This window comes from Parvibaculum sp. (genome assembly GCF_045863935.1).
Lineage (GTDB): Bacteria > Pseudomonadota > Alphaproteobacteria > Parvibaculales > Parvibaculaceae > Parvibaculum.
Window position 1 is genome coordinate 33,807 of the sequence record NZ_BTVP01000013.1, and the last position, 26,773, is coordinate 60,579.

Annotated in this window: 29 protein-coding genes and 1 other RNA gene; 23 read left to right on the forward strand and 7 right to left on the reverse strand. The window is 63.3% G+C overall.

Features of this window, described 5'->3' with window-relative positions:
• From pgk to tkt, 3 genes are all read right to left on the reverse strand, one after another.
• On the reverse strand, positions 1-411 hold a 411-nt coding region (gene pgk / locus ACKUUH_RS07340; protein WP_407949237.1), incomplete at its 3' end, for a phosphoglycerate kinase.
• 19 nt (positions 412-430) lie between these two features.
• A complete protein-coding gene (gap, locus tag ACKUUH_RS07345; protein ID WP_407949238.1) occupies positions 431-1,438 on the reverse strand; it encodes a type I glyceraldehyde-3-phosphate dehydrogenase in 1,008 nt (335 codons plus the stop codon).
• A 23-nt stretch (positions 1,439-1,461) separates the two neighbouring features.
• Positions 1,462-3,495, reverse strand: a complete 2,034-nt coding sequence (gene tkt, locus ACKUUH_RS07350) for a transketolase (protein WP_407949239.1) — start codon at positions 3,493-3,495, stop codon at positions 1,462-1,464.
• Positions 3,496-3,817: 322 nt separating this feature from the next.
• Here tkt and ACKUUH_RS07355 point away from each other — a divergent pair, with 322 nt between their 5' ends.
• The 19 genes from ACKUUH_RS07355 (at position 3,818) to ftsH (ending at position 20,090) form a co-directional block, all read left to right on the forward strand.
• Positions 3,818-4,084, forward strand: coding sequence for a DUF4164 family protein (locus ACKUUH_RS07355; RefSeq protein WP_407949240.1), 267 nt, complete (start codon positions 3,818-3,820; stop codon positions 4,082-4,084).
• A gap of 25 nt (positions 4,085-4,109) precedes the next feature.
• Entirely contained in the window at positions 4,110-4,469 is a 360-nt protein-coding gene (locus ACKUUH_RS07360) for a cell division protein ZapA (RefSeq protein ID WP_407949241.1), read from the forward strand.
• 69 nt (positions 4,470-4,538) lie between these two features.
• Positions 4,539-4,695: non-coding RNA, 6S RNA (gene ssrS / locus ACKUUH_RS07365), on the forward strand.
• Positions 4,696-4,713: 18 nt separating this feature from the next.
• Positions 4,714-5,310, forward strand: a complete 597-nt coding sequence (locus tag ACKUUH_RS07370; protein WP_407949242.1) for a 5-formyltetrahydrofolate cyclo-ligase — start codon at positions 4,714-4,716, stop codon at positions 5,308-5,310.
• Positions 5,307-6,119: a YmdB family metallophosphoesterase gene (locus tag ACKUUH_RS07375; RefSeq protein ID WP_407949243.1), complete on the forward strand. Its 813-nt coding sequence runs from the start codon at positions 5,307-5,309 to the stop codon at positions 6,117-6,119. Before ACKUUH_RS07370 ends, ACKUUH_RS07375 begins: the two co-directional genes overlap by 4 nt.
• 4 nt (positions 6,120-6,123) lie before the next feature.
• The gene (locus tag ACKUUH_RS07380; protein WP_407949244.1) at positions 6,124-7,149 is read left to right on the forward strand and encodes a glycosyltransferase; all 1,026 of its coding nucleotides are present in this window, start codon (positions 6,124-6,126) and stop codon (positions 7,147-7,149) included.
• Positions 7,150-7,510: 361 nt separating this feature from the next.
• Positions 7,511-8,257: a YebC/PmpR family DNA-binding transcriptional regulator gene (locus tag ACKUUH_RS07385; RefSeq protein WP_407949245.1), complete on the forward strand. Its 747-nt coding sequence runs from the start codon at positions 7,511-7,513 to the stop codon at positions 8,255-8,257.
• 97 nt (positions 8,258-8,354) lie between these two features.
• Positions 8,355-8,882 carry a crossover junction endodeoxyribonuclease RuvC gene (ruvC, locus tag ACKUUH_RS07390; protein WP_407949246.1) on the forward strand — a complete coding sequence of 176 codons (528 nt, stop codon included), beginning with the start codon at positions 8,355-8,357 and terminating at the stop codon, positions 8,880-8,882.
• On the forward strand, positions 8,879-9,493 hold the full coding sequence (ruvA, locus tag ACKUUH_RS07395) for a Holliday junction branch migration protein RuvA (RefSeq protein WP_407949247.1): 615 nt from the start codon (positions 8,879-8,881) through the stop codon (positions 9,491-9,493). Before ruvC ends, ruvA begins: the two co-directional genes overlap by 4 nt.
• Positions 9,490-10,539: a Holliday junction branch migration DNA helicase RuvB gene (gene ruvB / locus ACKUUH_RS07400; protein ID WP_407949248.1), complete on the forward strand. Its 1,050-nt coding sequence runs from the start codon at positions 9,490-9,492 to the stop codon at positions 10,537-10,539. The genes ruvA and ruvB overlap by 4 nt, the downstream gene beginning before the upstream one ends.
• On the forward strand, positions 10,536-11,009 hold the full coding sequence (locus ACKUUH_RS07405; RefSeq protein WP_407949249.1) for a YbgC/FadM family acyl-CoA thioesterase: 474 nt from the start codon (positions 10,536-10,538) through the stop codon (positions 11,007-11,009). The genes ruvB and ACKUUH_RS07405 overlap by 4 nt, the downstream gene beginning before the upstream one ends.
• 237 nt (positions 11,010-11,246) lie before the next feature.
• Positions 11,247-11,975, forward strand: coding sequence for a protein TolQ (gene tolQ, locus ACKUUH_RS07410; protein WP_407949250.1), 729 nt, complete (start codon positions 11,247-11,249; stop codon positions 11,973-11,975).
• Positions 11,976-11,978: 3 nt separating this feature from the next.
• Positions 11,979-12,437 carry a protein TolR gene (tolR, locus tag ACKUUH_RS07415; protein WP_407949251.1) on the forward strand — a complete coding sequence of 153 codons (459 nt, stop codon included), beginning with the start codon at positions 11,979-11,981 and terminating at the stop codon, positions 12,435-12,437.
• A 9-nt stretch (positions 12,438-12,446) separates the two neighbouring features.
• Positions 12,447-13,256, forward strand: a complete 810-nt coding sequence (locus tag ACKUUH_RS07420; protein WP_407949252.1) for a hypothetical protein — start codon at positions 12,447-12,449, stop codon at positions 13,254-13,256.
• 140 nt (positions 13,257-13,396) lie between these two features.
• Entirely contained in the window at positions 13,397-14,719 is a 1,323-nt protein-coding gene (gene tolB / locus ACKUUH_RS07425; RefSeq protein ID WP_407949291.1) for a Tol-Pal system beta propeller repeat protein TolB, read from the forward strand.
• Between the two features lie 350 nt (positions 14,720-15,069).
• Positions 15,070-15,567: a peptidoglycan-associated lipoprotein Pal gene (gene pal / locus ACKUUH_RS07430; RefSeq protein WP_407949253.1), complete on the forward strand. Its 498-nt coding sequence runs from the start codon at positions 15,070-15,072 to the stop codon at positions 15,565-15,567.
• 186 nt (positions 15,568-15,753) lie between these two features.
• On the forward strand, positions 15,754-16,647 hold the full coding sequence (gene ybgF / locus ACKUUH_RS07435; protein ID WP_407949254.1) for a tol-pal system protein YbgF: 894 nt from the start codon (positions 15,754-15,756) through the stop codon (positions 16,645-16,647).
• A gap of 21 nt (positions 16,648-16,668) precedes the next feature.
• Positions 16,669-18,015, forward strand: coding sequence for a tRNA lysidine(34) synthetase TilS (gene tilS, locus ACKUUH_RS07440; RefSeq protein ID WP_407949255.1), 1,347 nt, complete (start codon positions 16,669-16,671; stop codon positions 18,013-18,015).
• A 149-nt stretch (positions 18,016-18,164) separates the two neighbouring features.
• Positions 18,165-20,090 (forward strand): ATP-dependent zinc metalloprotease FtsH, encoded by a 1,926-nt coding sequence (ftsH, locus tag ACKUUH_RS07445; protein ID WP_407949256.1) that lies wholly within the window; start codon positions 18,165-18,167, stop codon positions 20,088-20,090.
• An 86-nt stretch (positions 20,091-20,176) separates the two neighbouring features.
• Here ftsH and ACKUUH_RS07450 read toward each other — a convergent pair whose 3' ends face one another.
• Together ACKUUH_RS07450 and ACKUUH_RS07455 are read right to left on the reverse strand one after the other, a co-directional pair.
• Positions 20,177-20,500, reverse strand: a complete 324-nt coding sequence (locus ACKUUH_RS07450) for a 2Fe-2S iron-sulfur cluster-binding protein (protein WP_407949257.1) — start codon at positions 20,498-20,500, stop codon at positions 20,177-20,179.
• 23 nt (positions 20,501-20,523) lie between these two features.
• On the reverse strand, positions 20,524-21,792 hold the full coding sequence (locus ACKUUH_RS07455; protein ID WP_407949258.1) for a cytochrome P450: 1,269 nt from the start codon (positions 21,790-21,792) through the stop codon (positions 20,524-20,526).
• 171 nt (positions 21,793-21,963) lie between these two features.
• Here ACKUUH_RS07455 and ACKUUH_RS07460 point away from each other — a divergent pair, with 171 nt between their 5' ends.
• The 3 genes from ACKUUH_RS07460 to glmM all read left to right on the forward strand — a co-directional run bounded on the left by ACKUUH_RS07460 (position 21,964) and on the right by glmM (position 24,966).
• Positions 21,964-22,596: a TetR/AcrR family transcriptional regulator gene (locus ACKUUH_RS07460; protein WP_407949259.1), complete on the forward strand. Its 633-nt coding sequence runs from the start codon at positions 21,964-21,966 to the stop codon at positions 22,594-22,596.
• A 42-nt stretch (positions 22,597-22,638) separates the two neighbouring features.
• Positions 22,639-23,457, forward strand: coding sequence for a dihydropteroate synthase (gene folP, locus ACKUUH_RS07465; protein ID WP_407949260.1), 819 nt, complete (start codon positions 22,639-22,641; stop codon positions 23,455-23,457).
• Between the two features lie 162 nt (positions 23,458-23,619).
• Positions 23,620-24,966 carry a phosphoglucosamine mutase gene (glmM, locus tag ACKUUH_RS07470; protein WP_407949261.1) on the forward strand — a complete coding sequence of 449 codons (1,347 nt, stop codon included), beginning with the start codon at positions 23,620-23,622 and terminating at the stop codon, positions 24,964-24,966.
• A 9-nt stretch (positions 24,967-24,975) separates the two neighbouring features.
• Here glmM and ACKUUH_RS07475 read toward each other — a convergent pair whose 3' ends face one another.
• Complete coding sequence (locus ACKUUH_RS07475; protein ID WP_407949262.1) at positions 24,976-25,362, reverse strand: hypothetical protein; 387 nt, start codon at positions 25,360-25,362, stop codon at positions 24,976-24,978.
• 65 nt (positions 25,363-25,427) lie between these two features.
• On the opposite strand from ACKUUH_RS07475, the gene thiD reads away from it, so the two are divergent.
• Positions 25,428-26,243 carry a bifunctional hydroxymethylpyrimidine kinase/phosphomethylpyrimidine kinase gene (thiD, locus tag ACKUUH_RS07480; RefSeq protein ID WP_407949263.1) on the forward strand — a complete coding sequence of 272 codons (816 nt, stop codon included), beginning with the start codon at positions 25,428-25,430 and terminating at the stop codon, positions 26,241-26,243.
• A 3-nt stretch (positions 26,244-26,246) separates the two neighbouring features.
• Here thiD and ACKUUH_RS07485 read toward each other — a convergent pair whose 3' ends face one another.
• Complete coding sequence (locus ACKUUH_RS07485; RefSeq protein ID WP_407949264.1) at positions 26,247-26,720, reverse strand: GNAT family N-acetyltransferase; 474 nt, start codon at positions 26,718-26,720, stop codon at positions 26,247-26,249.
• Positions 26,721-26,773: the final 53 nt, after the last annotated feature.

Genomic DNA, 26,773 nt, shown 5'->3' on the forward strand with positions numbered 1-26,773 from the left:
CTTGGCAAAGTCGGGATCGTTGTTTTCCTCGCCCTCATGGAAGCGGGTGTTCTCAAGAACGAGGATGGTGCCGGGGGCCATGGCGTCGCAGGCCTTCGCGGCCTTTTCGCCGATACAGTCCCCGGCGAAACCGACTTCGGTTCCCGTATAGGCGCCCAGCACGGCGGCCACGGGCTTCAGGGAATATTTCTCTTCCGGCTTGCCTTTCGGGCGGCCGAAATGGGACAGCACGATGACCCGCGCGCCCTTACCCGCGAGTTCCTTCAGGGTGGGAGCGACGCGCTCGATGCGCGTCGCATCCGACACCTTGCCGTCCTGCATGGGCACGTTGAGATCGGCCCGGACAAGAACCCTGAGGCCCTTCAAGCCGACAGCGGCAGCGAGATCGTCAAGCGTCTTGTGATCGGCCATTGATGTTCGCGGCTCCGGCTCAGAGCAGCTTGCCCATGGCGACTGCAGTGTCGCCCATGCGGTTGGAGAAGCCCCACTCATTGTCGTACCAGGAAAGCACGCGCACGAGCTTGCCTTCGATCACCTGCGTCTGCGTGAGGTCGAAGGTGGAGGAGGCGGGGTTGTGGTTGAAGTCGATCGAGACATTGGGCTCGTCGGTCGTCGCGAGGATGCCCTTGAGCGGGCCCTTCGAGGCGGCAATGATCGCGGCGTTCACTTCCTCGGCCGTGGTCTTCTTCTTCGCGGTGAAGACGAGATCGATGACCGAGACGTTCGGGGTGGGCACACGGATCGAGGTGCCGTCCAGCTTGCCCTTCAGTTCCGGCAGCACGAGACCGACGGCCTTCGCCGCGCCGGTCGAGGTCGGGATCATGGAGACGCCCGCGGCGCGCGCGCGGCGAGGATCCTTGTGCAGCGTGTCGACGGTGTTCTGATCGCCCGTATAGGCGTGGATCGTCGTCATGTAGCCCTGCTCGATGCCGCAGGCCTTGTACAGGACCTGCGCGACCGGCGCGAGGCAGTTCGTCGTGCAGGACGCGTTCGAGACGATCTTGTGGCTCTTCTTCAAAGCGCTGTGATTCACGCCGTAAACGACGGTGAGGTCCGAATCTTCGCCCGGAGCCGAGATCAGGACCTTTTTCGCGCCCGCAGTCAGGTGCGCGGCGGCCTTTTCGCGCGCGGTGAAGAGACCTGTGCATTCGAGCGCGATGTCGACGCCGAGGTCGCTCCAGGGAAGCTTCGCGGGATCACGCTCGGCGAGCACCTTGATGGGCCCGCGGCCGAGGTCCATTGAGGACTTCGTCGTCTTGATCTTGCCGGGGAAGCGGCCGTGGACGCTGTCGTATTTCAGCAGGAGCGCATTGGCATCGACCGATCCAAGGTCGTTGATCGCCACAACTTCAATATCCTTGCGGCCGGATTCCGCGATGGCGCGGAGCACCAGGCGCCCGATCCGACCGAATCCGTTAATCGCAACGCGCACTGCCATTTGCTTGTTCTCCTGAGCGTAAGTTAGGCCTTTTCCTCGAGGCGTGCCTTTGCCGCGGCCACTGCCGCCTCGGGGGTAATGTTGAAGTGCTTGTAAAGTTCCGGCGCCGGTCCGGAAGCGCCGAAGCCGGTCATGCCGATAAAGTCGCCATCCGCGCCGATATAGCGGTCCCAGCCGAAACGGACGCCGGCTTCGATCGCGATCTTCACCGTGCCTTCGCCAAGCATATCGGCCTGGAAATCCTTCGACTGCTGGTCGAAAAGATCGAGGCAGGGCATGGATACGACGCGCGCGGGTATACCGTCGCGCTCAAGCATCTGCTGAGCCGCAATCGCGATCTCGATTTCAGAGCCTGTTGCAAGCAGCGACACCTGCGCCTTGGAGGAGGCGGGGACAAGTTCATAGGCACCGCGAGCGCAGAGGTTCTTGTTCGTGTTCTCGGTGCGAACGGCGGGCAGGTTCTGGCGCGACAGAGCGAGGATCGACGGTGTGTTCTTCGCTTCGAGTGCGAGCTGCCAGCATTCCAGTGTCTCGACCGCGTCCGCCGGGCGGAATACATGGACGTTCGGCATGGCCCTGAGGCTCGCCAGATGTTCGACCGGCTGATGCGTCGGTCCGTCTTCGCCAAGGCCGATCGAGTCATGCGTCATCACATAGATGACGCGCTGCCCCATCAGCGCGGAAAGACGGATTGCCGGACGGCAGTAGTCCGTGAACACGAGGAAGGTGCCGGAATAGGGGATAAGTCCCTTGTGAAGCGCAATGCCGTTCATCGCGGCGGCCATGCCGTGTTCGCGGATGCCGTAGTGGATGAACGAGCCGGAGAAATCCTCCGCCGTCACCGCCCTCTGCTCGCGGGAGCGGGTATTGTTGGAACCGGTCAGGTCCGCCGATCCGCCGATGGTTTCGGGCAGTGCGGCGTTGATGACATTGAGCGCTTCTTCGGAGGATTTGCGGGTCGCCCATTTCGGCTTGTCGGCGACGAGTTTTTCCTTGAAGGCTTCGATCGCCTTGCCAAGACCGGCGGGAAGGTCGCCGGCAATGCGGCGCTCGAATTCCGTACGGGTCTCAACGGGGAGGGCAGCGAGTTTTTCTTCCCAGGCCTTGCGTGCCTTGACGTTACGAAGGCCGGCGATGCGCCAGGCGTCCAGCGTCTCGCTCGGCACCGTGAAGGGCTCGGCCTTCCAGTGCAGCGTCTCGCGGGCGAGTGCGATTTCCTCTGTGCCAAGCGGCGACCCGTGCGAGGACGATTTGCCCTGCTTGTTCGGCGAGCCATAGCCGATCACGGTGCGGCAGGCGATGAGGGTCGGCTTGTCGGACTTCTGCGCCTTTTCGATGGCTGCAGCGATCTCGTCCGGGTTGTGGCCGTCGATGCGGCTCGCATTCCAGCCCGCCGCCTCGAAACGTTTCAGCGCGTCGCCGGATTCCGAGAGCGACAGAGCGCCGTCGATGGTGATTTCGTTGTCGTCGTAGAGGACGATGAGCTTGGAGAGTTTCAGGTGCCCGGCAAGGCTGATTGCCTCGTGGCTGATGCCTTCCATGAGGTCGCCGTCGGAGGCAATCACATATGTATAGTGATCGACGATTTCCTTGCCGAAGCGGGCCGCCTGAAGACGTTCGGCAAGCGCCATGCCCACAGCCGTCGAGATGCCCTGACCGAGCGGACCCGTGGTCGTTTCGACGCCTTCGGCGTGGCCATATTCGGGGTGTCCGGCCGTGATCGAGCCAAGCTGGCGGAAGTTCCTGATCTGCTCGATCGTCATGTCCTCGTAGCCGAGCAGGTAGTTCACGGCATAAAGCAGCATCGAGCCATGGCCGGCCGACAGCACGAAACGGTCCCGGTCCGGCCAGCCGGGCTTCCGGGGGTCGATCTTCAAAAAGCGGGTAAAGAGCACCGTGGCCATGTCCGCCGTGCCCATCGGCATGCCGGGGTGACCGGAATTCGCCTGCTGCACTGCATCCATCGCCAGGGCGCGGATCGCATTGGCCATCGCATCGTGCGAGGCACCGGATGATTTCGCTTTTTCGGCGACGGCGGTTTTTTCAGTTGGCGTCATGTGTCACTCTATTGCCCAGACGGGCGCTGAGCGGGCAGGAGATTGCGGATTCTCCGCGCCGTGGGAGAGCCGCTCATTGCGCGTATCGGGGGCTCGTATCGGGGGCTCTTACCGGGGCCCTCCCGAGAGCGGCGCCACAATGACCACGGACCCCCCGGGAGTCAATGCCGGAATGGCCGGATTGAGCGGCGATTCAGCGCATATCGGATTGCCGTTTTGCGGGGGCCGGTTACCGGCAGCGTTGACCTCATTTCACAGGCCTGCCTATCTTGGCGTTGGATGTTCCGGCTGCTTCGGCCGGAACGGTCAGCCCGGGAACGACATGAGCAAACTCGATTCGTCTGTGGAGCGCTTTTCAGGCGCGCTGGACAGGCTGGAAGCGACCATCAACCGGCAGGTACAGCGGGCCCAGGCGGCCCGGCGGCTGCAGGAAGAGGTGGATACGCTGAAGGAGGACCGCTCGGAGCTTGCCGAGGAACTCGACCAGCTCAAGGCCGAGGCGCGGCGGCTGAACGAACTCAACGAGCGGGCCTCCGAAACGCTTGCCGACGCAATCGAAGGCATCAGGGAAGTTCTCGCCGAAGGCTGAAAGACCCGGCCGGAAAGGAAATTTCATGGGACAGGTCAAGGTCTCGATCAACGATCGCTCCTACACGGTTGCCTGCGGCGACGGCGAGGAGGATCACGTCCGCGAACTCGCTTCCTACATCAACAAGCACGTGACCGACCTTGCCCAGGCGGTCGGCCAGGTCGGCGATGCCCGGCTTCTCCTTATGGCGGGCCTCTTGGTCGCCGACGAGCTTTCCGAGGCCTATCAGAAGACGAAAATGCTGGAGCAGGAGATCGAGAATCTCAGCGGATCTCGCGCTTCGGCCCTCGAGCGCACGCGCGAAGCTGAGGATTCGCTTGCCGATGTGCTCGACGATGCCGCGCGCCGTATCGAGGATCTCGCCAAGCGGATCGAGGCGGCGTGACATTCTGCGCTCGCCCCTTTTCTTTATTTGCCTTGACCGGGGACCGTTTCGTCCCAGATAGAATGGGGTCGGGTACTGCCCTTCTCGTCAGGAATAATTACTCTCGGGGCCTTACGCTCCTCAAGGGAGCTGTCCCTGAGGGAGGCCGTGGCCTCCTTCAAACGGCGCCCACCTACGTTAGTAGGTCTCCGAGGAACGACATTCCGACGGTTGCGGTGGTCCCACTTTCCCCATCCTGTTTCGCATGAGTGCCGAAGCTAAACGGCGCGCGCGGGAAGCTGCGCGGCAACGGCGAGACAGTGCCCATGCGGCGCTAAGGGCGAGCGCGCCGGCGCTCATTGCATCCAATTTCCTCATTTCCATTCCCCTTGTGGAGGGAAGCTGCATAGCCGGATATGCGGCGATCGGCAGCGAGGCGGATCCCACCGAACTCCTTCTGCAGCTTTCAGGGCGCGGGCATCCATGCGTGTTGCCGCGCGTCGCGACGCGCGGCATGCCGCTCGTCTTCAATGTCTGGCGACCGGGCGACGAACTGGTGCCGGGCGATCACGGGACGCGCGAACCGAGTCCGGACGCGCCAGAAGCGCGGCCCGACGTCGTGCTGGTGCCGCTTCTGGCCTTCGACGCGCATGGACGGCGGCTCGGCTATGGTGGCGGATATTATGACCGGACGCTCGAAAGGCTCCGGAATGAGAGGCGCGGCGTCATCGCCGTCGGGGTTGCCTTTTCGGCGCAGGAAGCCCAAGACCTGCCGGAGGAGGACTTCGATGCCCGTCTCGACTGGGTCGTGACGGAAAAAGGCGCAAGGGCATTCGGTCCTGCGGCCGGAGGACAAGCATGAGACTGCTCTTCATGGGCGACATCGTAGGGCGGAGCGGGCGCGACGCGCTGGTTGCGGAACTCCCGGCCTTGCGGCGGGAACTCGGGCTCGATTTCGTCGTAGTGAATGGCGAGAACGCGGCAGGCGGTTTCGGTATTACCGGGGCGATCTGCGACGAGATTTTCGACGCAGGCGCCGACGTCATCACGCTTGGCAACCATTCCTGGGACCAGCGCGAGGCGCTGGTGCATATCGAGCGGGAGCCGCGTCTCGTGCGGCCGGCGAACTATCCGTCGGGTACGCCAGGCCGGGGTGCGGCGCTCGTGGAAGCAGCTTCGGGCGAGCGGGTTCTCGTCGTGAACGCGCTTGGCCGCGTTTTCATGGAAGCGCTGGACTGCCCCTTCGAGGCGATCGACCGGCAGATTTCAGCCTGCCCGCTCGGCGAGGCCGCCGACGCGATCATCGTCGACATGCATGCCGAGGCAACATCGGAAAAGATGGCGATGGGCCACTATTGCGATGGGCGTGTGTCGCTCGTGGTCGGCACGCATAGCCATGTGCCGACGGCCGACGCGCAGATCCTGCCCGGTGGCACGGCCTATCAGACGGATGCCGGCATGTGCGGCGACTACAACTCCGTTATCGGCATGGAGAAGGATGAGCCGCTGAACCGCTTCCTGACGCGCATCCCGAGCGGACGTTTCCAGCCCGCGCTCGGGCCGGCGACGCTTTGCGGCGTGTTCGTGGAAACGGACGGTTCCGGGCTTGCGCGCCGCGTGGAGCCGGTTCGGATCGGCGGCCGTCTCACCCAGGTTCTGCCGGAGGTCTGACGCCATGCGGATCGTGCTTGTCGGCAATTTCAACGAAAAGCGTGCTGGCGCGAATTTCTACGCAACGGTCCGCAAGCTTGCCAACGGCTTCATTCGAAACGGCCATCAGGTGATGACGTTCAGCGACCGCGACGTCGCGCGGGAAGTGCATAAGTGGGGCATCGGTCGCGGTGGCGATGCCCATGCGAACGAGCGGCTCGTCGAGCTCTGTTCGAACTTCCGCCCGGAGCTTCTCGTTCTTTTTCACGCAGACAAGATCGCCAACGATACGGTGCGTGAATTGCGCTCAATGCTGCCGTCGCTTCGTGTTTGCATGATTAACATCGACGCATTGTTCCTGACCGAGAACGTCGCGCGCATCCGTCGCTTTGCAGAGGTTGCGGATATGACTTTCATCACGACGGCGGGCGGCCGCCTCGACGAATTCGTCACGCCGACGCATTCGCTTGCCTTCATCCCGAACCCTGCCGATCCCTCGATCGATACGTTGCAATGCTTTGCAGGTAGCGACCAGCCTTTCGACTTTCTTTGCGCGGTCGGTGCCGAGACGTCGTCCACGTCTCGTGGGCGATTCCTGCGCGAGATCGAGGCACGCGTGCCTGAAGCGCGATGTGCCTTTTACGGGCTTGATGAGCGGCCCGCCTTGCAGGGCATGGCCTATTACGATGCCATCGCCTCCACCCGGATGGGGCTCAATCTCAACCGTGAAGAGGGATACCCTCTCTATTCCTCCGACCGCCTCGCGCAATATGCGGGCAATGGATTGCTCGTCTTCGTCGCGCGGTCGACCGGATATGACGAGATATTTTTGGACGAGGAATTCGCCTTCTACCGCGATCAGGACGAACTCGCGGACAAGCTTCGCCATTTTCTGAAGAACGATGGCGAACGTCGGCGGATCGCTCGCAATGGCCATGAGCGCTACCACGCCTTTTTCAGCGAGCGGCTCGTCGCGCGTTACATAGAGGACGTGATGGCGGGCGGCGCGCTTTCGCATGCCTATGCCTGGCCGACGGAACTCCACAAATAGAGCGGAAAGCAGAACCGCCCCGTCTTCCTTGCCGGCCGAGGTGGGTGAGGCGGACAGGAGGGCGGGGCGGTGTGCCTTCGCGTGGATTGCGTTGGCTTTTCCGGCTCGGGCTGGGCGGGGGCCGCGAGCCGGTCTTCTGCAAGTGCCGCCGTCTTCTAGAGAAAGCTGGGCAAACCATCCCGTCCGGCGACAGGGGAAGTCTGGCCGGGCAAATGTTAAATGCACGTTAAACGAGCATAAAAAAGTTAAAAACACGTTATGCGTGTATTTGGTTGTGTGCCCTGCGCTATGGATTTTGCTCGGGGCGCCTTCTATAAAGGCGCAAATTTCAAGAGCTATTCGAAAGGCTTTCGGAGGCGGAATGGCCGGCCACTCACAATTCAAGAACATCATGTATCGCAAGGGCGCGCAGGATAAGAAGCGCGCCAAGCTTTTCGCCAAGCTCGCCAAGGAAATCACCGTGGCGGCGAAAATGGGCTTGCCCGACCCCGAATATAATCCACGCCTGCGGGCCGCTATCCAGGCGGCGCGCGTGGAAAACATGCCGAAAGACAATATCGAGCGCGCGATCAAGAAGAGCACCGATCAGGGCGGCGAAAACTACGAAGAAGTGCGGTACGAGGGCTTCGGCCCCGGCGGCATCGGCGTTCTCGTCGAAACGCTGACCGACAACCGCAACCGGACGGCCGGCGAAGTCCGCTCCATCTTCTCAAAGAATGGCGGCAATCTGGGCGAGACGGGCTCGGTTTCGTTCATGTTCGACCGGCTCGGCCTGATCGAATACCCCGCCGATGTGGCGAGCGCCGACGATATGCTCGAAGCGGCGATCGATGCCGGCGCCGACGACTGCCAGTCGGGTGCGGAAGCGCATGAACTCTATTGCGCGCCGGATGCACTGCATGAGGTTGCCTCGGCTCTTGAGACGAAGTTTGGCGAACCGCGCGCGGCGCGAATCGTCTGGAAGCCGCAGAACACCATCGCTCTCGACGACGAGAAGGCGGAGACCGTCTTCAAGATGCTCGAAGCGCTGGACGACAATGACGATGTGCAGCAGGTTTATGCGAACTTCGAAATGTCCGATTCGGTCCTGGAGAAGATGTCCGCCTGACGGGCTGGCGCGGATATCGCTCTCCCGGCGGCGCGGGCATAAACCGGGCGGTTTCGGCCTTGTTCAGGGCGGGGCCGGGCACAAGGACTTCCCGCTCATGCCGGCATCGTTCAGATATCTCGGCATCGATCCCGGCCTCACAGCAACGGGATGGGGCGTGATCGGCGTGCAGGGGGCGAAACTCATCCATATTGCGAATGGCACGATTTCGTCCAATGCGCGGTTGAGCATTGCCGAGCGTCTGGTCGAGATCGAGGCGGGGCTTGTGCGTGTCGTCGCCGAACACTTGCCGGATGCCGCCGCTGTCGAACAGGCTTTCGTCGCGCGCGATGCGTCGGCGGCGCTGAAGCTTGGGCAGGCACGCGCCATTGCACTCCTCGTTGCCGCTCGGGCGGGCCTCGCCGTTGCAGAATATGCTCCCAATCACGTGAAGAAATCCGTCGTCGGTGCGGGCCATGCCGACAAGGCGCAGATAAGGCTCATGGTCGAAATGCTGCTGCCGGGCTCGAAAGCCGCCACCGAACACGCGGCCGACGCGCTCGCCATCGCCATCGCCCATGCGCATTCTGGGGCTGCGAATGAAAGGCTTGCGGCGGCGGTTGCGCGCGCCGGAGCGGGCCGATGATCGGGAAGCTCAAAGGCATTGTCGATTCTTCGGGCGAGGACTGGGTCGTCATCGATGTCGGCGGTGTCGGCTATCACGTCACGTGCTCGCGCCGAACCTTGCAGAACCTCCCTGCTTCCGGCGGTGCGGTCACGCTTTCCATCGAGACGAAGGTGAGCGACGAGGCGATCCGCCTCATAGGTTTCGAGAGCGATGCCGAGCGCGACTGGTTCCGCCTGCTGCTGGGTGTGCAGGGGGTCGGTACGCGCGTGGCGCTTGGCGTGCTCGGCACACTCGCGCCCGCCGATCTTGCCCGCGCCATTGCGCTCGACGACAGGAAGGCGATTTCCGCGGCGCCGGGTGTCGGCGCCAAGGTCGCTGCTCGCATCGCTGCCGAATTAAAGGACAAGGCGCCGGAAGGCGCCTCGCTTGCCGCCATGCTGGAGACGCCGGTCAACGGGACGCCCGTGCCGTCGGCAGCGCCGATGCGCGATGCGGTCTCCGCGCTCGTCAATCTCGGTTATCCGCAGGCGCAAGCCGCGGGGGCGGTTGCGGCGGCGGCGAAGGGACTCGATGAGGCGGCAACAGCCGAGCAGCTCATCCGGCAGGGCCTCAAGGAGCTTGCGCGATGACGGACAGGCTGATCGGTGCCGCAAAGCGCGAGGAAGACGAGCTGGAGCGCACGCTTCGGCCGCAGCTTCTTTCCGATTTTACCGGCCAGGCACGGGCGCGTGAAAATCTTGCCGTTTTCATCGAGGCGGCCCGCCAGCGCGGCGAGGCGCTCGACCATGTGCTCTTCGCCGGCCCGCCCGGTCTCGGCAAAACGACGCTCGCGCAGATTGTGGCGCGCGAGCTCGGCGTGAATTTCCGTTCGACGTCGGGGCCTGTGATTTCAAAGGCGGGCGACCTTGCTGCCCTGCTCACCAATCTCGAGCCGCGCGATGTGCTCTTCATCGACGAAATCCATCGTCTCTCGCCGGCAGTCGAGGAAATCCTCTATCCGGCGATGGAAGACTTCCAGCTCGACCTCATCATCGGTGAAGGCCCGGGTGCTCGTTCCGTGCGCATCGAGCTTGCGCCTTTCACGCTTGTGGGCGCGACGACGCGCACGGGGCTTCTCACAACGCCGCTTCGCGACCGGTTCGGCATTCCGGTGCGGCTCAATTTCTACGAGATCGGCGAACTCGAGAGCATCGTGCGGCGCGGCGCCCGCGTGCTCGGCATCTCGATGACGGCGGATGGGGCGCACGAGATCGCGCGCCGCGCTCGCGGAACGCCGCGTGTTGCCGGACGGCTGCTTCGCCGCGTGCGGGATTTTGCCGCCGTGGAAGGCGTGGGGTCCATCGATGCGAAGGCGGCCGACAAGGCTCTGCAGCGGCTTGAGGTCGACGAACTCGGGCTCGATGCGCTCGATCATCGTTATCTGCGCTGCATCGCCGTCAGCTTTTCCGGAGGGCCGGTCGGCGTCGAGACCATCGCCGCGTCGCTTTCCGAACCACGCGATGCGATCGAGGAGATCATCGAGCCCTATCTGATCCAGCAGGGGCTGGTGAACCGGACGCCTCGGGGCCGCGTTCTCACCGCTGCGGCCTTTGCCCATATCGGCGTGTCGCCGCCTGCCGCCGCGGCGGCAAACCAGTCCACGCTTTTCGGCGGAGAGGAAGAAGACGAGGCATGAGCGAGTGGCCAGACCTTTCCGGCCGGATCGAGGGCCGGACGCACAAGCTGCCCATCCGCGTCTATTATGAGGACACGGATTTTTCCGGCATCGTCTATCACGCGAATTATCTGCGCTTCGCCGAGCGGGGCCGCTCCGATTTCCTGCGGCTCGCGGGCGTTCACCATACGGATCTCTTCGATACGGAGGACCCCGTGGCCTTCGCCATTCACCGGATGGAAATGGATTTCCTTCAGCCTGCCCGGATCGACGACCGGCTTGAGGTCCATACCGTCTATGTCCGGGCGAGCGGCGCGCGGATCGAGGCAGAGCAATCGATCTGGCGTCTCGACCCGACGGGGACGTCCACGGACGAACTCTGGCGGGCGAAGGTCTTTGCAGCGGTCATCGACGGTCAGGGCCGTCCGCGCCGGCTTCCGGCGGCGGTGAGGGATGCGCTCGCGCCCTATGTCGCCGGACCGGGAGGCTGAGGCGTTGCGGACCGCCGCGCTGTGACCGGGCCGCAACATTCGTCCGCTAACCTCTTGAGTACACGACTCGAATCCCGCCAGACGCCACGGTAATGACATAATTGAAAGACTAACTTCAGCCGCAATTTGGGGGCACACATACATAAGCGGGGCGCAACGGGCACAGCCCGACTGCGCGAGCTGCGTCTGTCATGTGCCGCTCCCTGCAATGAGCCCGAGAGCACGGAGAGGCACCGAATGGATCCCGTCACCACCAGTCAGGTGATTACTCAAGCTACAGCCGTCGATGCAGTCCCACTGGACTTTTCCATCTGGGGCCTGTTCATGCGCGCTGACGTCGTCGTCAAGCTCGTGATGATGGGGCTTTTCTTCGCCTCCGTCTGGTCCTGGGCGATCATTTTCGACAAGTGGTGGCGCTTTGCACGCGTCGAACGGCGCGCGGATCAGTTCGAGCGCATCTTCTGGTCCGGCCGCTCGCTGGACGACCTTTACCAGGAAATGGGGCACCGCCCGCAGCATCCGCTTTCCGCCCTCTTCATCGCTGCCATGCGCGAATGGCGCCGCTCGCAAGACGTCGTGACGAGTTCCTTCGTCGGGCTCAAGGAGCGCGTCGACAAGGTCATGCAGGTGACCATCAGCCGCGAGATGATGGCACTCGAGAGCCGTCTTCTTTTCCTCGCGACAGTCGGTTCCGTCGCGCCCTTCGTCGGCCTGTTCGGCACGGTCTGGGGCATCATGAATTCGTTCCAGTCGATTGCGATCAGCCGCGACACGAACCTTGCGGTCGTGGCGCCGGGTATTGCCGAAGCGCTCTTTGCGACCGCGCTTGGCCTCGTCGCCGCCATCCCGGCGGTCGTCGCCTATAACCGCTTCTCCAACCAGACGTCGCGCATCGGCGCGCGGATGGAGAGCTTCGCCGATGAGTTCTCCGCGATCCTGTCGCGCCAGCTCGACGAGCGAGGCTGAACCATGGCGATGTCGGTCGGCAAGAAGGGATCGGGTCGCGGGCGTTTTACGCGCCAGCCCATGGCGGAGATCAACGTGACGCCGGTCGTCGACGTGATGCTGGTGCTGCTCATCGTCTTTATGGTTGCCGCACCGCTTCTCACCGTCGGTGTGCCGGTCGATCTGCCGAAGACGCAGGCGGCACCGCTTTCCGGCGATACCGAGCCGCTGACCATCACGATCAACGGCAAGGGCGAGATCTATGTGCAGGAAACGCTGACCGAACCGGACGCGCTTATCCCGCAACTTACCGCGATTGCGGAAAACGGATACGAGCAGCGCATTTTCGTGCGCGCGGACAACTCGATCAATTACGGCGCGGTGATGGACGTGATGGGCCGGCTCAGCGCCGCAGGCTTTTCGAAGGTCGGTCTCGTGACGGAGACGGATACGTCGCCGGCAAAGAAGCCGGGGACAAAGTAAGCGGCGAGAATGCGTAACCCGGTTCTCATTTCCGCCGCGGCGCATGTAGTGATCGTGGCGCTTGCGCTTGTGGCGTTCCCGTCGCCCGAGGAACTTCCCTCGGTGCCGACGCGCGCCTTGCCAGTCGAGCTCGTGACGATCGATCAGGTGACGAACCTGAAGAGCACGAAGAAGGTCGATAAGCCGAAGCCCGTCGAGAAGCCCGAACCGCCGAAACCGGAAGAGCAGGTGAAGGTGAAGGCCGAGCCGAAGCCGGAACCGAAGCCGACGCCCCCTCCGCCCCCGGAGGAAAAGGCCGAGGTCATTCCGGAGAAGAAAGAAGAGAAGCCGAAGCCGGTCGAGAAGAAGGAAGACAAAAAGCCGACTCCGCCGAAGAAGGAGCCGGAGAAGAAATTCGATCCGAGCAATATCGCGGCGCTGCTCGACAAGGCGCCCGACAAGGCGCCGAAGTCCACACCGCTTGAGTCGACGGAGGATTTCGAGGCGCCTGCGACGGACGATCCTGCGGCGGCGCTGACCATGAGCGAGACGGATGCGCTTCGGCAGCGCGTGGAGCGATGCTGGAATGTCAGTGGTTTGACCGGCACAGCGGATGCCGAGAAGTTGCGAGCCACGGTCCGTTTCGGGCTCAACCCGGATGGGTCGCTGGCGGGGCGTCCGACGATCGTGCGGAGCAGCGGCGGTTCCCTGTCGCGCCTCCTGGCGGAACGGGCGATTCAGGCCGTTCAGAGCTGCGCGCCCTACGATTTTTTGCCGGCGGACAAGTACACGAGCTGGCGCGACAACACATTCAACTTCGATCTGGGAGGAATGATGTGATCGCGCAGGTTGTTCAGTTAACGGATTTTGCCACGCAATAGACACATAAAAAGGGTATCCGGATTTACCTTGAGCGGGTGTCAGGCCTTTAGGCAGGAGAGACCATGATGTCGGAAACGTACAACGTGCAGAGCAACGCCATGGTGAGGCTGTCGAGACGAGCGGCCGGGGCGGTGGCTGTTTTCTGTGTCGCCCTGCTTTCGTTTCTGCCGGCGCATGCGGTGGAGATCGATATCAACCGGGGCACCGTCGATCCGCTGCCCATCGCGATCACCGACTTTGTCGGCGGCGAGGGGCAGGAGGCGAAGGTTGGTGCCGATATATCCTCCGTCATCACCAACAATCTCGAACGCTCTGGGCTTTTTCGTCCGCTGCCGAAGGCATCCTTCATCGAGAAGATTTCGGACATCAACGTGCAGCCGCGCTTCGGTGACTGGCGCGTTATCAGCTCGCAGGCGCTCGTGACGGGGCAGACGCGGCTCGAATCCGACGGCAGGCTTCGCGTCGAGTTCCGCCTGTGGGACGTGCTTGGCGAACAGCAGATGACGGGGCTTCAATTCTTCACGACGCCGGACAACTGGCGCCGCGTCGCGCATCTCATTTCCGATGCGATCTACAAGCGGCTGACCGGTGAGGAAGGCTACTTCGACACGCGCGTCGTCTATGTGTCCGAAACGGGTCCGAAGAATGCGCGCGTGAAGCGCCTCGCGATCATGGACCAGGACGGCCACAATCCGCGCATGCTGACGAATGGCAGCGACCTCGTGCTGACGCCCCGCTTCAGCCCGAACTCGCAGGAGATCACCTATCTCGCTTACCGCAACAATCGCCCGCGCGTCTATGTGCTCGACATCGAGACCGGACAGCAGGAAGTGGTCGGCGAGTTTCCGGGCATGACCTTCGCGCCGCGCTTCTCGCCGGACGGCCAGAAGATCATCATGAGCCTCCAGCGCGGCGGCAACTCGGACATCTACACGATGGACCTTCGCAGCCGCCAGGTGACGCGCCTCACCAATACGGCCGCGATCGACACGGCGCCGAGCTATTCGCCGGATGGACGCCAGATCACTTTCGAATCGGATCGTGGCGGCTCGCAGCAGATCTATGTCATGAACACGGATGGCTCGAACCAGCGGCGCATCAGCTTCGGTCAGGGCAGCTATGCGACGCCGGTCTGGTCGCCGCGCGGCGATCTGATTGCCTTCACCAAGATGACGGGCGGCCGCTTCGTCATCGGCGTAATGCGGCCCGATGGCACCGGCGAGCGGGTGCTGACAGAGGGCTATCACAATGAAGGGCCGACATGGGCGCCGAACGGACGTGTGCTGATGTTCTTCCGCGAGACGCGCGGTGCGCAGGGCGGCCCCGGTCTCTGGTCGGTTGACGTCACCGGCTACAACGAGCGCCCGGTACCGGCCGCGACCATGGCCTCCGACCCGGCCTGGTCTCCCCGCATCCAGTAGGACAGCAGGTATTGGGCATGGGTCTGGAGGGCGACTGCCTGGATGAATGATGTAAAAATGTCACTCAACCTTGACTGAAAAGTCGCATGATATTTGTTGCATCTTGCCTGATACTCGGTTGCTGGCTAGTATCGTGTTGCGGTACAGCAACCCCAGCGTCGGCCAATTGCGGGCGACGTAAGCTTCGGTTCGGAACGATGCCGGTCCGAATAGGTTCTCTAAATACAGCACTGCCTCCGGGTAAGTTGGGTTTTGGCCTGATTTTACTGCGGGGGCTGCTCGTGCGAGACTGTCTAATCAATTGAGCGCTGAGGCGCCATGGCCGCTGAGATCAAAAGGAGATCACCCGAATGAAGTCCCCGAATGCTGGCCTGCGGTTTGCTGCCGTGGCTGCTGCTTTCCTGATGCTCGCCGCTTGCTCCTCGACTGACGATGCGGCTGGCGGTTCCTCCTCTTCGACGTCCGGCCAGATCGCGCCGGGCTCGCAGGAAGACCTGGTGGCCAATGTTGGCGACCGCGTTTTCTTCGATACCGACAAGTCGTCGCTCAGCGATGAAGCTCGCGCAACCCTGCAGCGCCAGGCTGCGTGGATGGAGCTCTATCCGAACCTGACCTTCACGCTCGAAGGTCATGCCGACGAGCGCGGCACGCGCGAATACAACCTTGCGCTCGGTGGCCGTCGTGCCAACGCCGCGAAGGATTATCTCGTGAGCCTCGGTGTCAATGGCGGCCGTCTCAATACCGTGTCCTACGGTAAGGAGCGCCCGGTCTGCCTCGAGTCCAACGAGAACTGCTGGGCCCAGAACCGTCGCGCCGTGACGGTCATCGCCTCCGGCGCCGCGAGCTAACCGGGTTCGAACGAATCCGGATTCGCGAAAAGAAAGAATGAAAGCGCTCTTCCGCTTTGCGGGAGGGCGCTTTTTTCATCCGATTGCGGCGTGTTCGATGCCGCAATTTGGTCGTGTTTGACTTTAAGATAGCGTCCTGATTTGACATCCGAACGGGAGGTTCGATTGCGGCCCGATCGTCGACCCATGAAATCTGTCTTTGCCTGCGTTGCCGCTGTGGCGCTTGTTGGCGTTCCTTTGATTGTCGCGGGAACTGCGCTCGCCCAATCCGGCGACATGGACCCGCGCGCGGTCGCGAACCGTCTCGACCGGATCGAACGCGAAATTTCCGATCTTCAGCGCCAGACCTATAGCGGCGGCGGTTCCTCCGGCGCGCCGGTCGTCATGGATAGCGGTGCCAGCACCGCCGACCTCCAGGCGCGCGTGGTCGAACTGGAAGAGCAGGTCCGCACGCTTAACGGCCGCCTCGAAGAGGCGAACCACCGCACCGAGACGCTTCGGCAAAATCTCGAAGCCTTCCAGCAGGATGTCGATCTTCGCTTCCGGGACGCGGCTGGCGGCTCTTCAGCCGCCGGTTCGGGCGACGGGGCCGGCGCACAATCGTCAGTTGCCACGGGCTCATCTGCCGCGGCCGCACCTGCCGCTGGCGAAGCGTCTGGTGCTCCGGCCGGTTCCGTGCCTTCCGTGCTGCCGAACGGCACCCCCGAGACGCAGTACGAATTCGCGATCGACCTGATGAAGCGTGGCCAGTACGACAAGGCGCGCGCCGCTTTTCAGGAATTCCTGCAGGTCCATCCGAAGAACGCCCTGGCGGGCAATGCGCAATACTGGCTCGGCGAAACCTACTACGCGCAGAACGACTACAAGCGCGCGGGTGATGCCTTTCTGACGGGCTATACGACCTATGCGTCGAGCAGCAAGGCGCCGGACAGTCTTCTGAAACTCGGCATGAGCCTCGCCGCGCTCGACAACAAGGATGCAGCCTGCACGGTCTGGGGCGAACTTGGTTCGAAGTTTCCGCAGGCGTCGCCGTCCGTGGTTGCGCGCGCGAAGCTCGAGCGGCAGAAGGCCGGCTGCTGATCCTTTGACATGGGGGACAACATGAACGCGCAGGACGATACCGCGCGATCTCCGTCTCCCGTTTCCGCCAAAGAGTTTGCCGCGCGCCTTTCGTCTCTCCATCCGGGCCGGTCGGTCGCGGTCGCCTTTTCGGGCGGACCGGATTCATTGGCGCTTCTCGTTCTTGCCGCGCAGTGGGCGGCCAGGCGGAAGAACACCGCGCTCCATGCCTTCACCGTCGATCATGGACTTCGTGCCGCCTCGGCCGGCGAGGCGAAGGAAGCGGCACGCCTGTCGGCGGCACTCGGCGTGCCCCACCGCATCCTGAAGTGGAAGGGCGAGAAGCCTGCCACAGGCATTCAGGCCGCCGCGCGCGAGGCGCGATACGGTCTGCTGCTTGAGGCCTGCCGCAATGTGGGCGCGAGCGATCTTCTTGTCGCGCATCATCTGGAAGACCAGGCGGAGACTTTTCTCCTGCGGCTCTCACGTGGCAGTGGCATTGACGGTCTCTCCGCCATGCCTGCATCGCGCCCGCTCTCGGAAGACGGCATGGCGGTGCGCCTGCTGCGCCCGCTTCTCGACCTGCCGAGGGAGAGGCTGCTGGCGACGGTTGCGAAAGCGCGTCTCACGCCGATTCAGGATCCGAGCAACGAGAACGAACGCTTCGACAGGGTGAAGGCGCGGAAGGCGCTTTCGCTCCTCGCGCCGCTTGGGCTCGATGCGGCTCGCCTTGCCCGCACGGCAGCGCAGATGGGGCGGGCGAGGGAAGCGCTCGAAACGGAGACAGCGCGGCTTCTTGCCGGGCATACAAGCCATTCACCTCTGGGTTTCGTGGAAATGAAGGCCGAGGCTCTTGTCGGAGCGCCTGCCGAAATCGGTCTTCGCGCCCTTGCCGCGCTCATCCGCGCCGTGGGCGGCGGCCAGTATGCGCCGCGCCTCGCTGCGCTCGAAGCCGTCTATGCGGCGATCAGCGAGGATTCGCTCGGGCGCGGGCGGACGCTTGGGGGGGTGAAGCTCGCGTTGAAGGGCGGCATTCTCCTCGTCTCGCGGGAAGTGGCCGCGGCACAGGCCGCCGCGCCGCTCTTGCTGAGGCAGGGGGAGGAAGGGGTGTGGGACGGGCGGTTCCGCCTCCGGCTCGACAAAGCGCCGCGCGGGCGGCGGTTCGAGGTGCGGGCGCTCGGTTCCGAGGGCCTTGCTGCGCTGCGTGCGGCGGAAACAGGCCTCCCCGAGGTGCCAAGTGCCCTGCTGCAGGCTCTGCCCGGATTATGGGACGAAGGCAGGCTCGTCGCCGCGCCCCATTTGGGTACACTCCGGCATGGTGTGCAGGTGCATGTGGCGCTCCGCCGCATGTCCTGGCCGGATCCCGCAAAAGAGGCGGAAAAAGCCTGAAAGACCGGCAATCGCACCGGCGCTGGCACTTGGTAAACCTTTCTATGGTCACTATCTTCTCTTAGATTAGAAACACTCGAGAAGCGGGAGGCGGTTTGGCACGTCCCCTGCAAATCAGCGCCTGTCGTCAGGTAAAAAGGTAAAAGCCCTTGTCCAATTTCAAGAATTTCGCCGTCTGGGTGTTGGGTGCGCTGCTTCTGGTGGCGTTGTTCAATCTCTTCCAGAGCCCCTCGCCCCAGAGCGGAGGGGGCACGGAGATCACCTTCTCGCGCCTCCTGTCGGATGTCGATTCCGGCAATGTGAGCGAGGTCACCATCCAGGGCGACAAGATTTCCGGGACCTATTCGGACGGACGCAAGTTCTCCACCTACGCGCCGCAGGACCCCTCGCTGGTCGATCGCCTCTACAACAAGGGCGTGGCGATTACCGCGAAGCCGAACGAAGACAACGTGCCTTCGCTGCTCGGCATTCTCGTCTCCTGGTTCCCGATGCTGCTGCTCATCGCGGTGTGGATTTTCTTCATGCGCCAGATGCAGGGCGGTGGCGGCAAGGCCATGGGCTTCGGCAAGTCCAAGGCAAAGTTGCTCACCGAGCGTCATGGCCGCGTGATGTTCGACGACGTCGCGGGTATCGATGAAGCGAAAGACGATCTCACCGAGATCGTCGACTTCCTGCGCGATCCGGCGAAGTTCCAGCGGCTTGGCGGCCGCATCCCGAAGGGCGTGCTGCTTGTCGGTCCTCCCGGCACGGGCAAGACGCTGCTCGCGCGCGCCATCGCGGGCGAGGCGAACGTGCCCTTCTTCACGATTTCCGGTTCCGACTTCGTCGAGATGTTCGTCGGCGTCGGCGCATCCCGCGTGCGCGACATGTTCGAGCAGGCAAAGAAGAACGCGCCCTGCATCATCTTCATCGACGAAATCGATGCGGTCGGCCGTCATCGCGGCGCCGGTCTCGGCGGCGGCAATGACGAACGCGAGCAGACGCTGAACCAGTTGCTCGTCGAGATGGACGGTTTCGAGCCGAACGAGGGCATTATCCTCATTGCGGCGACGAACCGGCCGGACGTGCTCGATCCCGCGCTGCTGCGCCCGGGCCGCTTCGACCGTCAGGTCGTGGTGCCAAACCCGGATGTCGTGGGCCGCGAGAAGATCCTGAAAGTCCACATGAAGAAGGTGCCGCTCGCGCCGGATGTCGAGCCGCGCACGATCGCGCGCGGCACGCCGGGCTTCTCGGGCGCCGATCTTGCGAACCTCGTCAACGAGGCCGCGCTCATGGCCGCGCGCCGCGGCAAACGCCTCGTCACCATGGCGGAGTTCGAGGATGCGAAGGACAAGGTGATGATGGGCGCGGAACGCCGCTCCATGGTCATGACGGAAGAAGAGAAGAAGCTGACCGCTTATCACGAAGGCGGGCACGCGCTGGTGGCGCTGCACATGCCGGCTTCCGATCCGATCCACAAGGCGACGATCATTCCGCGCGGACGTGCGCTCGGCATGGTGATGCGTCTGCCGGAACGCGACCAGATTTCGGTGACGCGCGCCAAGCTCCAGGCCGACCTCGCGGTTGCCATGGGCGGACGCCTCGCGGAAGAAATCATCTTTGGCCACGACAAGGTCACATCGGGTGCGTCCTCCGATATCGCGATGGCGACGAAGATGGCGAAGGCCATGGTCACGCGCTGGGGCATGAGCGACAAGCTCGGGCCGCTCGCCTATGGCGAGAACGAGGAGGAAGTATTCCTCGGCCATTCCGTTGCGCGGACCCAGAACATGTCGGAAGAGACACAGCGCGTCATCGACTCTGAAGTGCGCCGCATCGTCGACGAAGGTTACGACACCGCGAAGCAGATCCTTGTCGATCACATCGACGAGCTGCACACCATCGCCAAGGGTCTCCTCGAATACGAGACGCTGTCGGGCGATGAAATCCAGAACCTGCTCAAGGGCGAGCCGCCCATGCGAGATCGCGGGGAACCGGCGAAGCCCGTGGAGGGCCCCACTTCCGCCGTGCCGGTTACCGGAGCCAAGCCGAGCGACGGTCCGATGGGCGTTCCGCCCGCCCCGCAGGGAACGTAAGGTTCCGCAGGGAACATAAGGTCATGCGATAGCGAATAAAAAAGGGAGGCTCGAAGCCTCCCTTTTCTTTTTGTCTTTTGGGTGCGTCAGTGCTGCCGGTCGGGCAGGCGGAGGACGAGGCCGTCGAGTGCATCGCTCAGCGTGATCTGGCAGGCGAGGCGGCTCGCCTCGGTCACGTCCTCGGCGAATTCCAGCATGCTCTTCTCAAGCCCTTCGCCGGCGGGGCCCGTCTTCGCGATCCATGCGGGGTCGACATAGACATGGCAAGTCGCGCAGGCGGCCGCGCCGCCGCAGTCGCCATCGATGCCCGGAACGCCGTTCTTCACCGCCGCTTCCATCGCCGTGATGCCGGCTTCGGCCTCGACCGCATGGACCGTTCCACTCGCTTCGACGTAGTTCACTTTCGTCATTCTTGTTTTTCCTTCTTGTTTTATCACGCGTGGAGCCGCACCGGCATCGACGCATAGCCGCGCACGAAGTTCGAACGAACGCGCACGGGTTCGTCCATCACCTCGATGCGGGAGAAGCGTTTCAAAATCTCTTCCCAGAGAATTTTCAACTGCATCTCGGCAAGACGGTTGCCGACGCAGCGATGGATGCCGAAGCCGAAAGAGAGATGCTGGCGCGGGCGTGCGCGATCGATGATGAAATCCTCCGGCTGGCTGATGACCTCGTCATCGCGATTGCCCGAGAGATACCACATGACGACCTTGTCGCCCTTTTTGATGGTCTTGCCGCCGAGTTCCGTATCGGCGACAGCGGTGCGGCGCATATGCGGCAATGGTGTCTGCCAGCGGATGATTTCAGGAACGGCGCTTTCGATCAGGGCGGGATTGGACTTGAGCTTTTCAAGCTGGTCGGGATTTTGGTGCATGGCAAGCACGCCACCCGTCATGGAATTGCGCGTCGTGTCGTTGCCGCCGACGATAAGCAGAAGCACATTCGCCAGATATTCCACCTGGGTCATGTTCCGCGTGGCTGGCGAATGGGCGAGCATGGAGATGAGGTCGTTACCGGGTTCGCGGGTATTGACGCGCTCATTCCAGAGGTTCTGGAAATAGCTTCCGCACTCCATGAGTTCTTGCGTTCGCTGCTCCCAGCTATCGACGATCCCGCTCCCGGGGGCGGCCGTGGCGACGTCGGACCAGCGCGTCAGCTTGCGCCGTTCCGCAAAGGGAAAGTCCATCAGCGTCGCGAGCATCTGCGTCGTCAGCTCGATCGAGACGCGGTCGACCCAGTCAAACTCTTCCTCTGTCGGCAGGTTGTCGAGAACGCGGCAGACGCGCTCGCGAATGGTGCCTTCGAGCTTTGCCAGATTTGCCGGCGCCACGATGGGGCTGACTGCCTTGCGCTGTTCGTCGTGGCGCGGCGGGTCCATGGCAATGAAGTTGGGCAGATCGACGCCGCCTTCCTCTGCGATCGCAAGCGCGTTGTCGATCGTGATGCCACCGAGACTCGCTTCAGAGGAGTAGATCTGGTGATTGGTATCGACATGCATGATGTCGTTGTATTTCGTGATCGACCAATAAGGGCCGTAGGCGCTCTCGGCGCAATAGTGCACGGGGTCGTCCCGGCGCAGGCGGCGGAAATATTCGCCAACAGTGTCGTTCAGATAAAAATCCGGATTGCTGACGTCGATCCGGTCGAGCGGCAGGCGCTCGGCCTCGGACGTTGCCGCGATGGCGGATGCGATTGCGGTCATGGCGTTTCCTCCCAGATATGCCCGGTCCCACTATTGAGTAATATATCAATAGGTATTGAGCGGAGAGTCAATATGGGTTGGAATGGCCTGGGGGGCGGCGCTGCCGGCCGCCCGGCGTGCCGTTTATACTTGCCGCGGAAATCCGCCGATTCTCGAGGGAAAGCCCTGCCCGTGACCATAGCCGCCAGAACCGCCCGCACGAGGCTCACGCCTCAGGCTCGCCGCGCCCAGCTTCTCGATTGCGCGCTGGCCGCCTTTGCCGAACACGGCGTCGCGCGGGCGACCCATTCTCATGTCGCGGAGCGGGCGGGCGTTTCGGTGCCTGCGGTCCATTCCTATTTCCGCACGCGCGACGATCTCGTCGCTGCCGTGCTCGGCGAAGTCGAGGTCTATCTCATCGAGATCGTGTCGCGCTCCCTTGGCGGCCCCAAAGCGGTTCATGAGGCGCTCGAAGCGCTCGCGGTCAACTTCTCGCGCGATGCGAAGGAGAAGCCGGACATGATGAAGGTCTGGCTCGACTGGAGCACGGGCGTGCGCGCCGATGTCTGGCCGCGTTACATGGATGTGCTGGAGCGGCTGCACGCGATCGCGCAGAAGGTGCTGGAGCGCGGCATGGGGGAGGGCGTCATTCCGCCTGACCTGAGCGTGAAGGCGGCCGCCCGCGTCTATCTCGGCGGCGGGCACACCGTGGCGCTGATGCAGTTCTCCGGTGCGACGCCGCCCGAGATCGACGCCGTCATCGGCCATCTCGTGCGAACCGCCATGGGGATCGGACCCGGTGCGCCTCTTCCCGCTGCGGGTTGAGCCGTGCTCGCCGTCCGCGGGGGCCCGTGCTAGAAACCGGTCATGAGCGCGCGGCCCCTCATCTTCGGTATTCTCAACATCACGCCGGACTCCTTCTCCGACGGCGAAAAGTACTTTGCCGCCGATGCGGCCATCGCTCATGGACGCCAACTCGCTGCCAACGGCGCCGATGTCATCGATATCGGTCCAGCCTCGTCCCATCCCGATGCGGCGCCGGTTTCGGCCGAGGAGGAGATCCGCCGTCTCGCACCCGTCATGGAGGCGCTGGCGGGAGATCACATCCCGGTGTCGGTCGACAGCTTCCGGCAGGAAACGCAGGCCTTCGCGCTTGCGCATGGTGCGCAGTGGCTGAACGACATTCGCGGTTTCGCGGACGAAGCCTTCTATCCCTCGCTCGCGGCATCAGATGCCCGGCTCGTCGTGATGCACTCGATCCAGCGCGACGGGAATGCGGACCGCCGCGCGACGCCTGATGGCGATATCGTCGAGCAGATTTGTGCCTTCTTCGAGGCCCGGATCGCGGCGCTTACGGCGGCAGGCATCGCCCGCGACCGGCTCATCCTCGATCCCGGCATGGGTTTCTTTCTCGGTCCGAAGCCCGAAACCTCCTTCGAGGTTCTGTCGAGGACGGGCGATATCCGGGACCGCTTTGGCCTGCCGGTCTTCATTTCGGTGTCCCGGAAGTCCTTCCTCCGGGCCGTGACGGGGCGAAGCCCGGGCGAGGCGGGGGCGGCGACGCTTGCGGCCGAGATCCTTGCGGTCGAGCGGGGGGCAGGCTGCATCCGGACCCATGAGCCGCGGCCCCTTGTGGACGCTCTTGCCGTTCTGGCTCGCTTCGGCACGGTTTCGGGCCAAGGCTGAAAGAATTCGCAAGAAATATTTAACTGCAATTGGCGCATAGATTCCTATATTCGCCACATATGTTCGCATGAATGTGTCGTGGGGGCGTGCCGGGGCCGTGGGGGCTATTGGCTGGCCAGAGTGAGACACAGACCGAGACAAGGCGCGAGGACCGTTCAATTCATGGCCCGCAAATATTTTGGCACGGATGGAATCCGGGGCACCGCCAATACCGGAAACATGACCGCCGAAACGGCGTTGCGTGTCGGCATGGCGGCTGGCCGCGTCTTCCGTCGTGGCGAGCATCGCCACCGTGTCGTGATCGGCAAGGATACGCGGCTTTCGGGCTACATGCTGGAGCCCGCGCTCACGGCCGGTTTCACCTCGATGGGCATGGATGTTTTCCTTTTCGGGCCGCTGCCGACGCCCGCCGTCGCCATGCTCACGCGGTCGCTGCGCGCGGACCTCGGCGTGATGATCTCCGCTTCGCATAATTCCTTCCAGGACAACGGCATCAAGCTGTTCGGCCCGGATGGCTTCAAGCTTTCCGACGAGGTGGAGCTTGCGATCGAACACCACATGGACAATGGCCTCGCCGACAATCTGGCGGGTCCGCGCGAACTTGGCCGCGCCAAGCGTATCGACGACGCGCAGGCGCGCTACATCGAGCATGTGAAGCACACATTTCCCCGGCAGCAGACGCTTGAGGGCCTGCGCATCGTCATCGATTGCGCGAACGGCGCCGCCTACAAGGTTGCGCCCGCCGTTCTCTGGGAACTCGGCGCCGAAGTCGTCACCGTCGGCACGGATCCGAATGGTTTCAACATCAACGAGGAGTGCGGCTCGACCGCGACCGACCGCATGTGCGCGACGGTGCGCGAGCGCCGTGCCGATATCGGCATCGCGCTCGACGGCGATGCCGACCGCGTCATCATTGCGGACGAGCACGGCAAGGTCGTCGATGGCGATCAGATCATGGGCCTGATCGCCCGGCACTGGAAGGAGATGGACAAGCTCTCCGCGCCTGGTGTCGTTGCGACCGTCATGTCCAATCTCGGCCTCGAGCGCTATCTCCGCACGCTCGATCTCGATCTCGTGCGCACGCAGGTCGGGGACCGCTATGTCGTCGAGCATATGCGCCAGCATGGATTTAATGTGGGCGGCGAGCAGTCCGGCCACATCGTGCTCAAGGATTTCTCGACGACCGGGGACGGGCTCATCGCCGCGTTGCAGGTGCTTGCCGTTCTCAAGGCGGAAGACAGGCCGGTGAGCGAACTCACCAACGTCTTCGAGCCGCTGCCGCAACTCCTGAAGAATGTTCGCTTCAAACGGGGCGAACCGCTGAAGGACAAGGATGTGCAGGACGCGATCCGCGAGGGCGAAAGCAGGCTCGGCGCGGGCGGCCGCCTCGTCATCCGCAAGTCGGGCACGGAACCGCTCATTCGCGTGATGGCGGAAGGCGACGACGAAAAGCTCGTCGCTGCCGTCGTCAACGACATCGCCGCCGTGATCGAACACAACGCCGCTTGATACCTTCTCTCAGGGCGCGAAGCTCGAGCGGGCCTTCACACCCCAATGGCCGTTTTCCAGCGTGACCACATAGATCGAGTCGAAATGACCGATCACGCTGCCGTCCGCGCGGTAGCGTGCGAAGCGCGTGTCGAAATGCACCTTGCCGGGGCCGGCATGGATCACCTCCCGCCGCTCCCAATCGGAATGATCCCATTCCGCAAGCGCCCCGCGCTCGAAAGTGTCCTTCGGATGCCAGCCGGGCTTGTCGATGATGGCGAGCGTGCCCGACGCGAGCCGGATGCTCGGAAAGTTGAATGTTGCCTCCCATGCTTCAAGGTCGCGCGCATTGAACGCGGTCATGAAGTCGTCCAGGCAGTTCCTTGCCCCGGCAATTGCATCGGTGTGGTCCGTCATGGCCTGTATCCCCTCCCGTCAAGATGTGTTTTTCTATTCCTCCACGCTTACAAGAGAAACATCAAATGCAGATCGGCAAACAGGGCCGCGTGCTTATTGTCGCAGGATCGGATTCGGGCGGCGGGGCGGGCATCCAGGCGGACATAAAAGCCGTCACCGTCATGGGCGGCTTTGCCACGACAGCCGTCACCGCGATCACCGTGCAGAACACGCTCGGCGTTCATGGCATCCATGAAGTCCCGGCCGATATCGTTGCGGCGCAAATGCGCGCCGTGCTTGACGATATCGGCACCGACGCGGTCAAGACCGGCATGTTGCACAGCGCTGCGATTGTCGAAGCCGTGGCGGAGGAACTTTCCCGCCTCGACGAACTGCCGCCCCTCGTCGCCGATCCGGTGATGGTGGCAAAAGGCGGCGCATCGCTTCTCGAGGACGCGGCCGTCGCCGCGCTTCGCGAGGTGCTGATCCCGCTTTCGGCCCTCGTCACGCCCAATGTCCCGGAGGCCGAAATTCTCTCGGGCCGCAAGATTGTCGATGTGGAGGGGCAAAAGGCTGCTGCCGATGCGCTGCTCGGTCTCGGCGCCGAGGCCGTTCTCGTCAAGGGCGGCCACCTTTCGGGCGATCTCATCTTCGACGTGCTGGCGACGCAGGAGACGATCCAGATTTTCTCCTCGCCGCGCATCGACACGCGCCACACCCATGGGACGGGCTGCACGCTTGCCTCCGCCATCGCCGCGCTTCTCGCGCAGGGCGTGGACCTCACCGCCGCCGTCGCCGCGTCGCGCGACTATGTGCATGAAGCCATTCGCACCGCGCCCGGTTTCGGCAAAGGCCACGGGCCGCTCAATTTTCTCGCCGTGCTCGATGACGACGACGAATAGCGGTCAGATTTTCCGTTCCATCAGCGGCAACTTGCGTCCGGGTATCGAACCGGAAGGTGCTTCGCCGCATATGTTGAAGCCTTCGCTTTCGTAGAAGCCGGTGGCGTTCGGGTCGGCTTCCACTCTCACGTGGTGGACGCCGTGGCGGCGCGCATGGTCCAGCATGTCCTGCATCAGCCGGTGGCCGATGCCCGTGCCGATGTAGCGCGGTGCAACGAAGAACTCCTCCACATCGGCCGCGCCGTCATGGTAGCTCGCGGCGGAAAAGCCGGCGATCTCTCGGCCTGCCTGTGCCACCCGCATGCGGAAGCGCGCGATCTTTTCCGGTGTTACCCGGAGTTCCTCGCGACAGTTCTTCATGAACTCTTCGTCATAGCCCCAATGGGCTTTCGACGCCTGCGCGAGTTCGGATAGCACCTCGCACTCGTCGGGCAGGACGGGGCGTATGAGCAGCGGCTGATGTTTCCGTGCGGTCATGGCGGCTCCTCCAAGGCGAGGAGCGTAGCAACAAGCTGCCGCGCCTTAAAGAC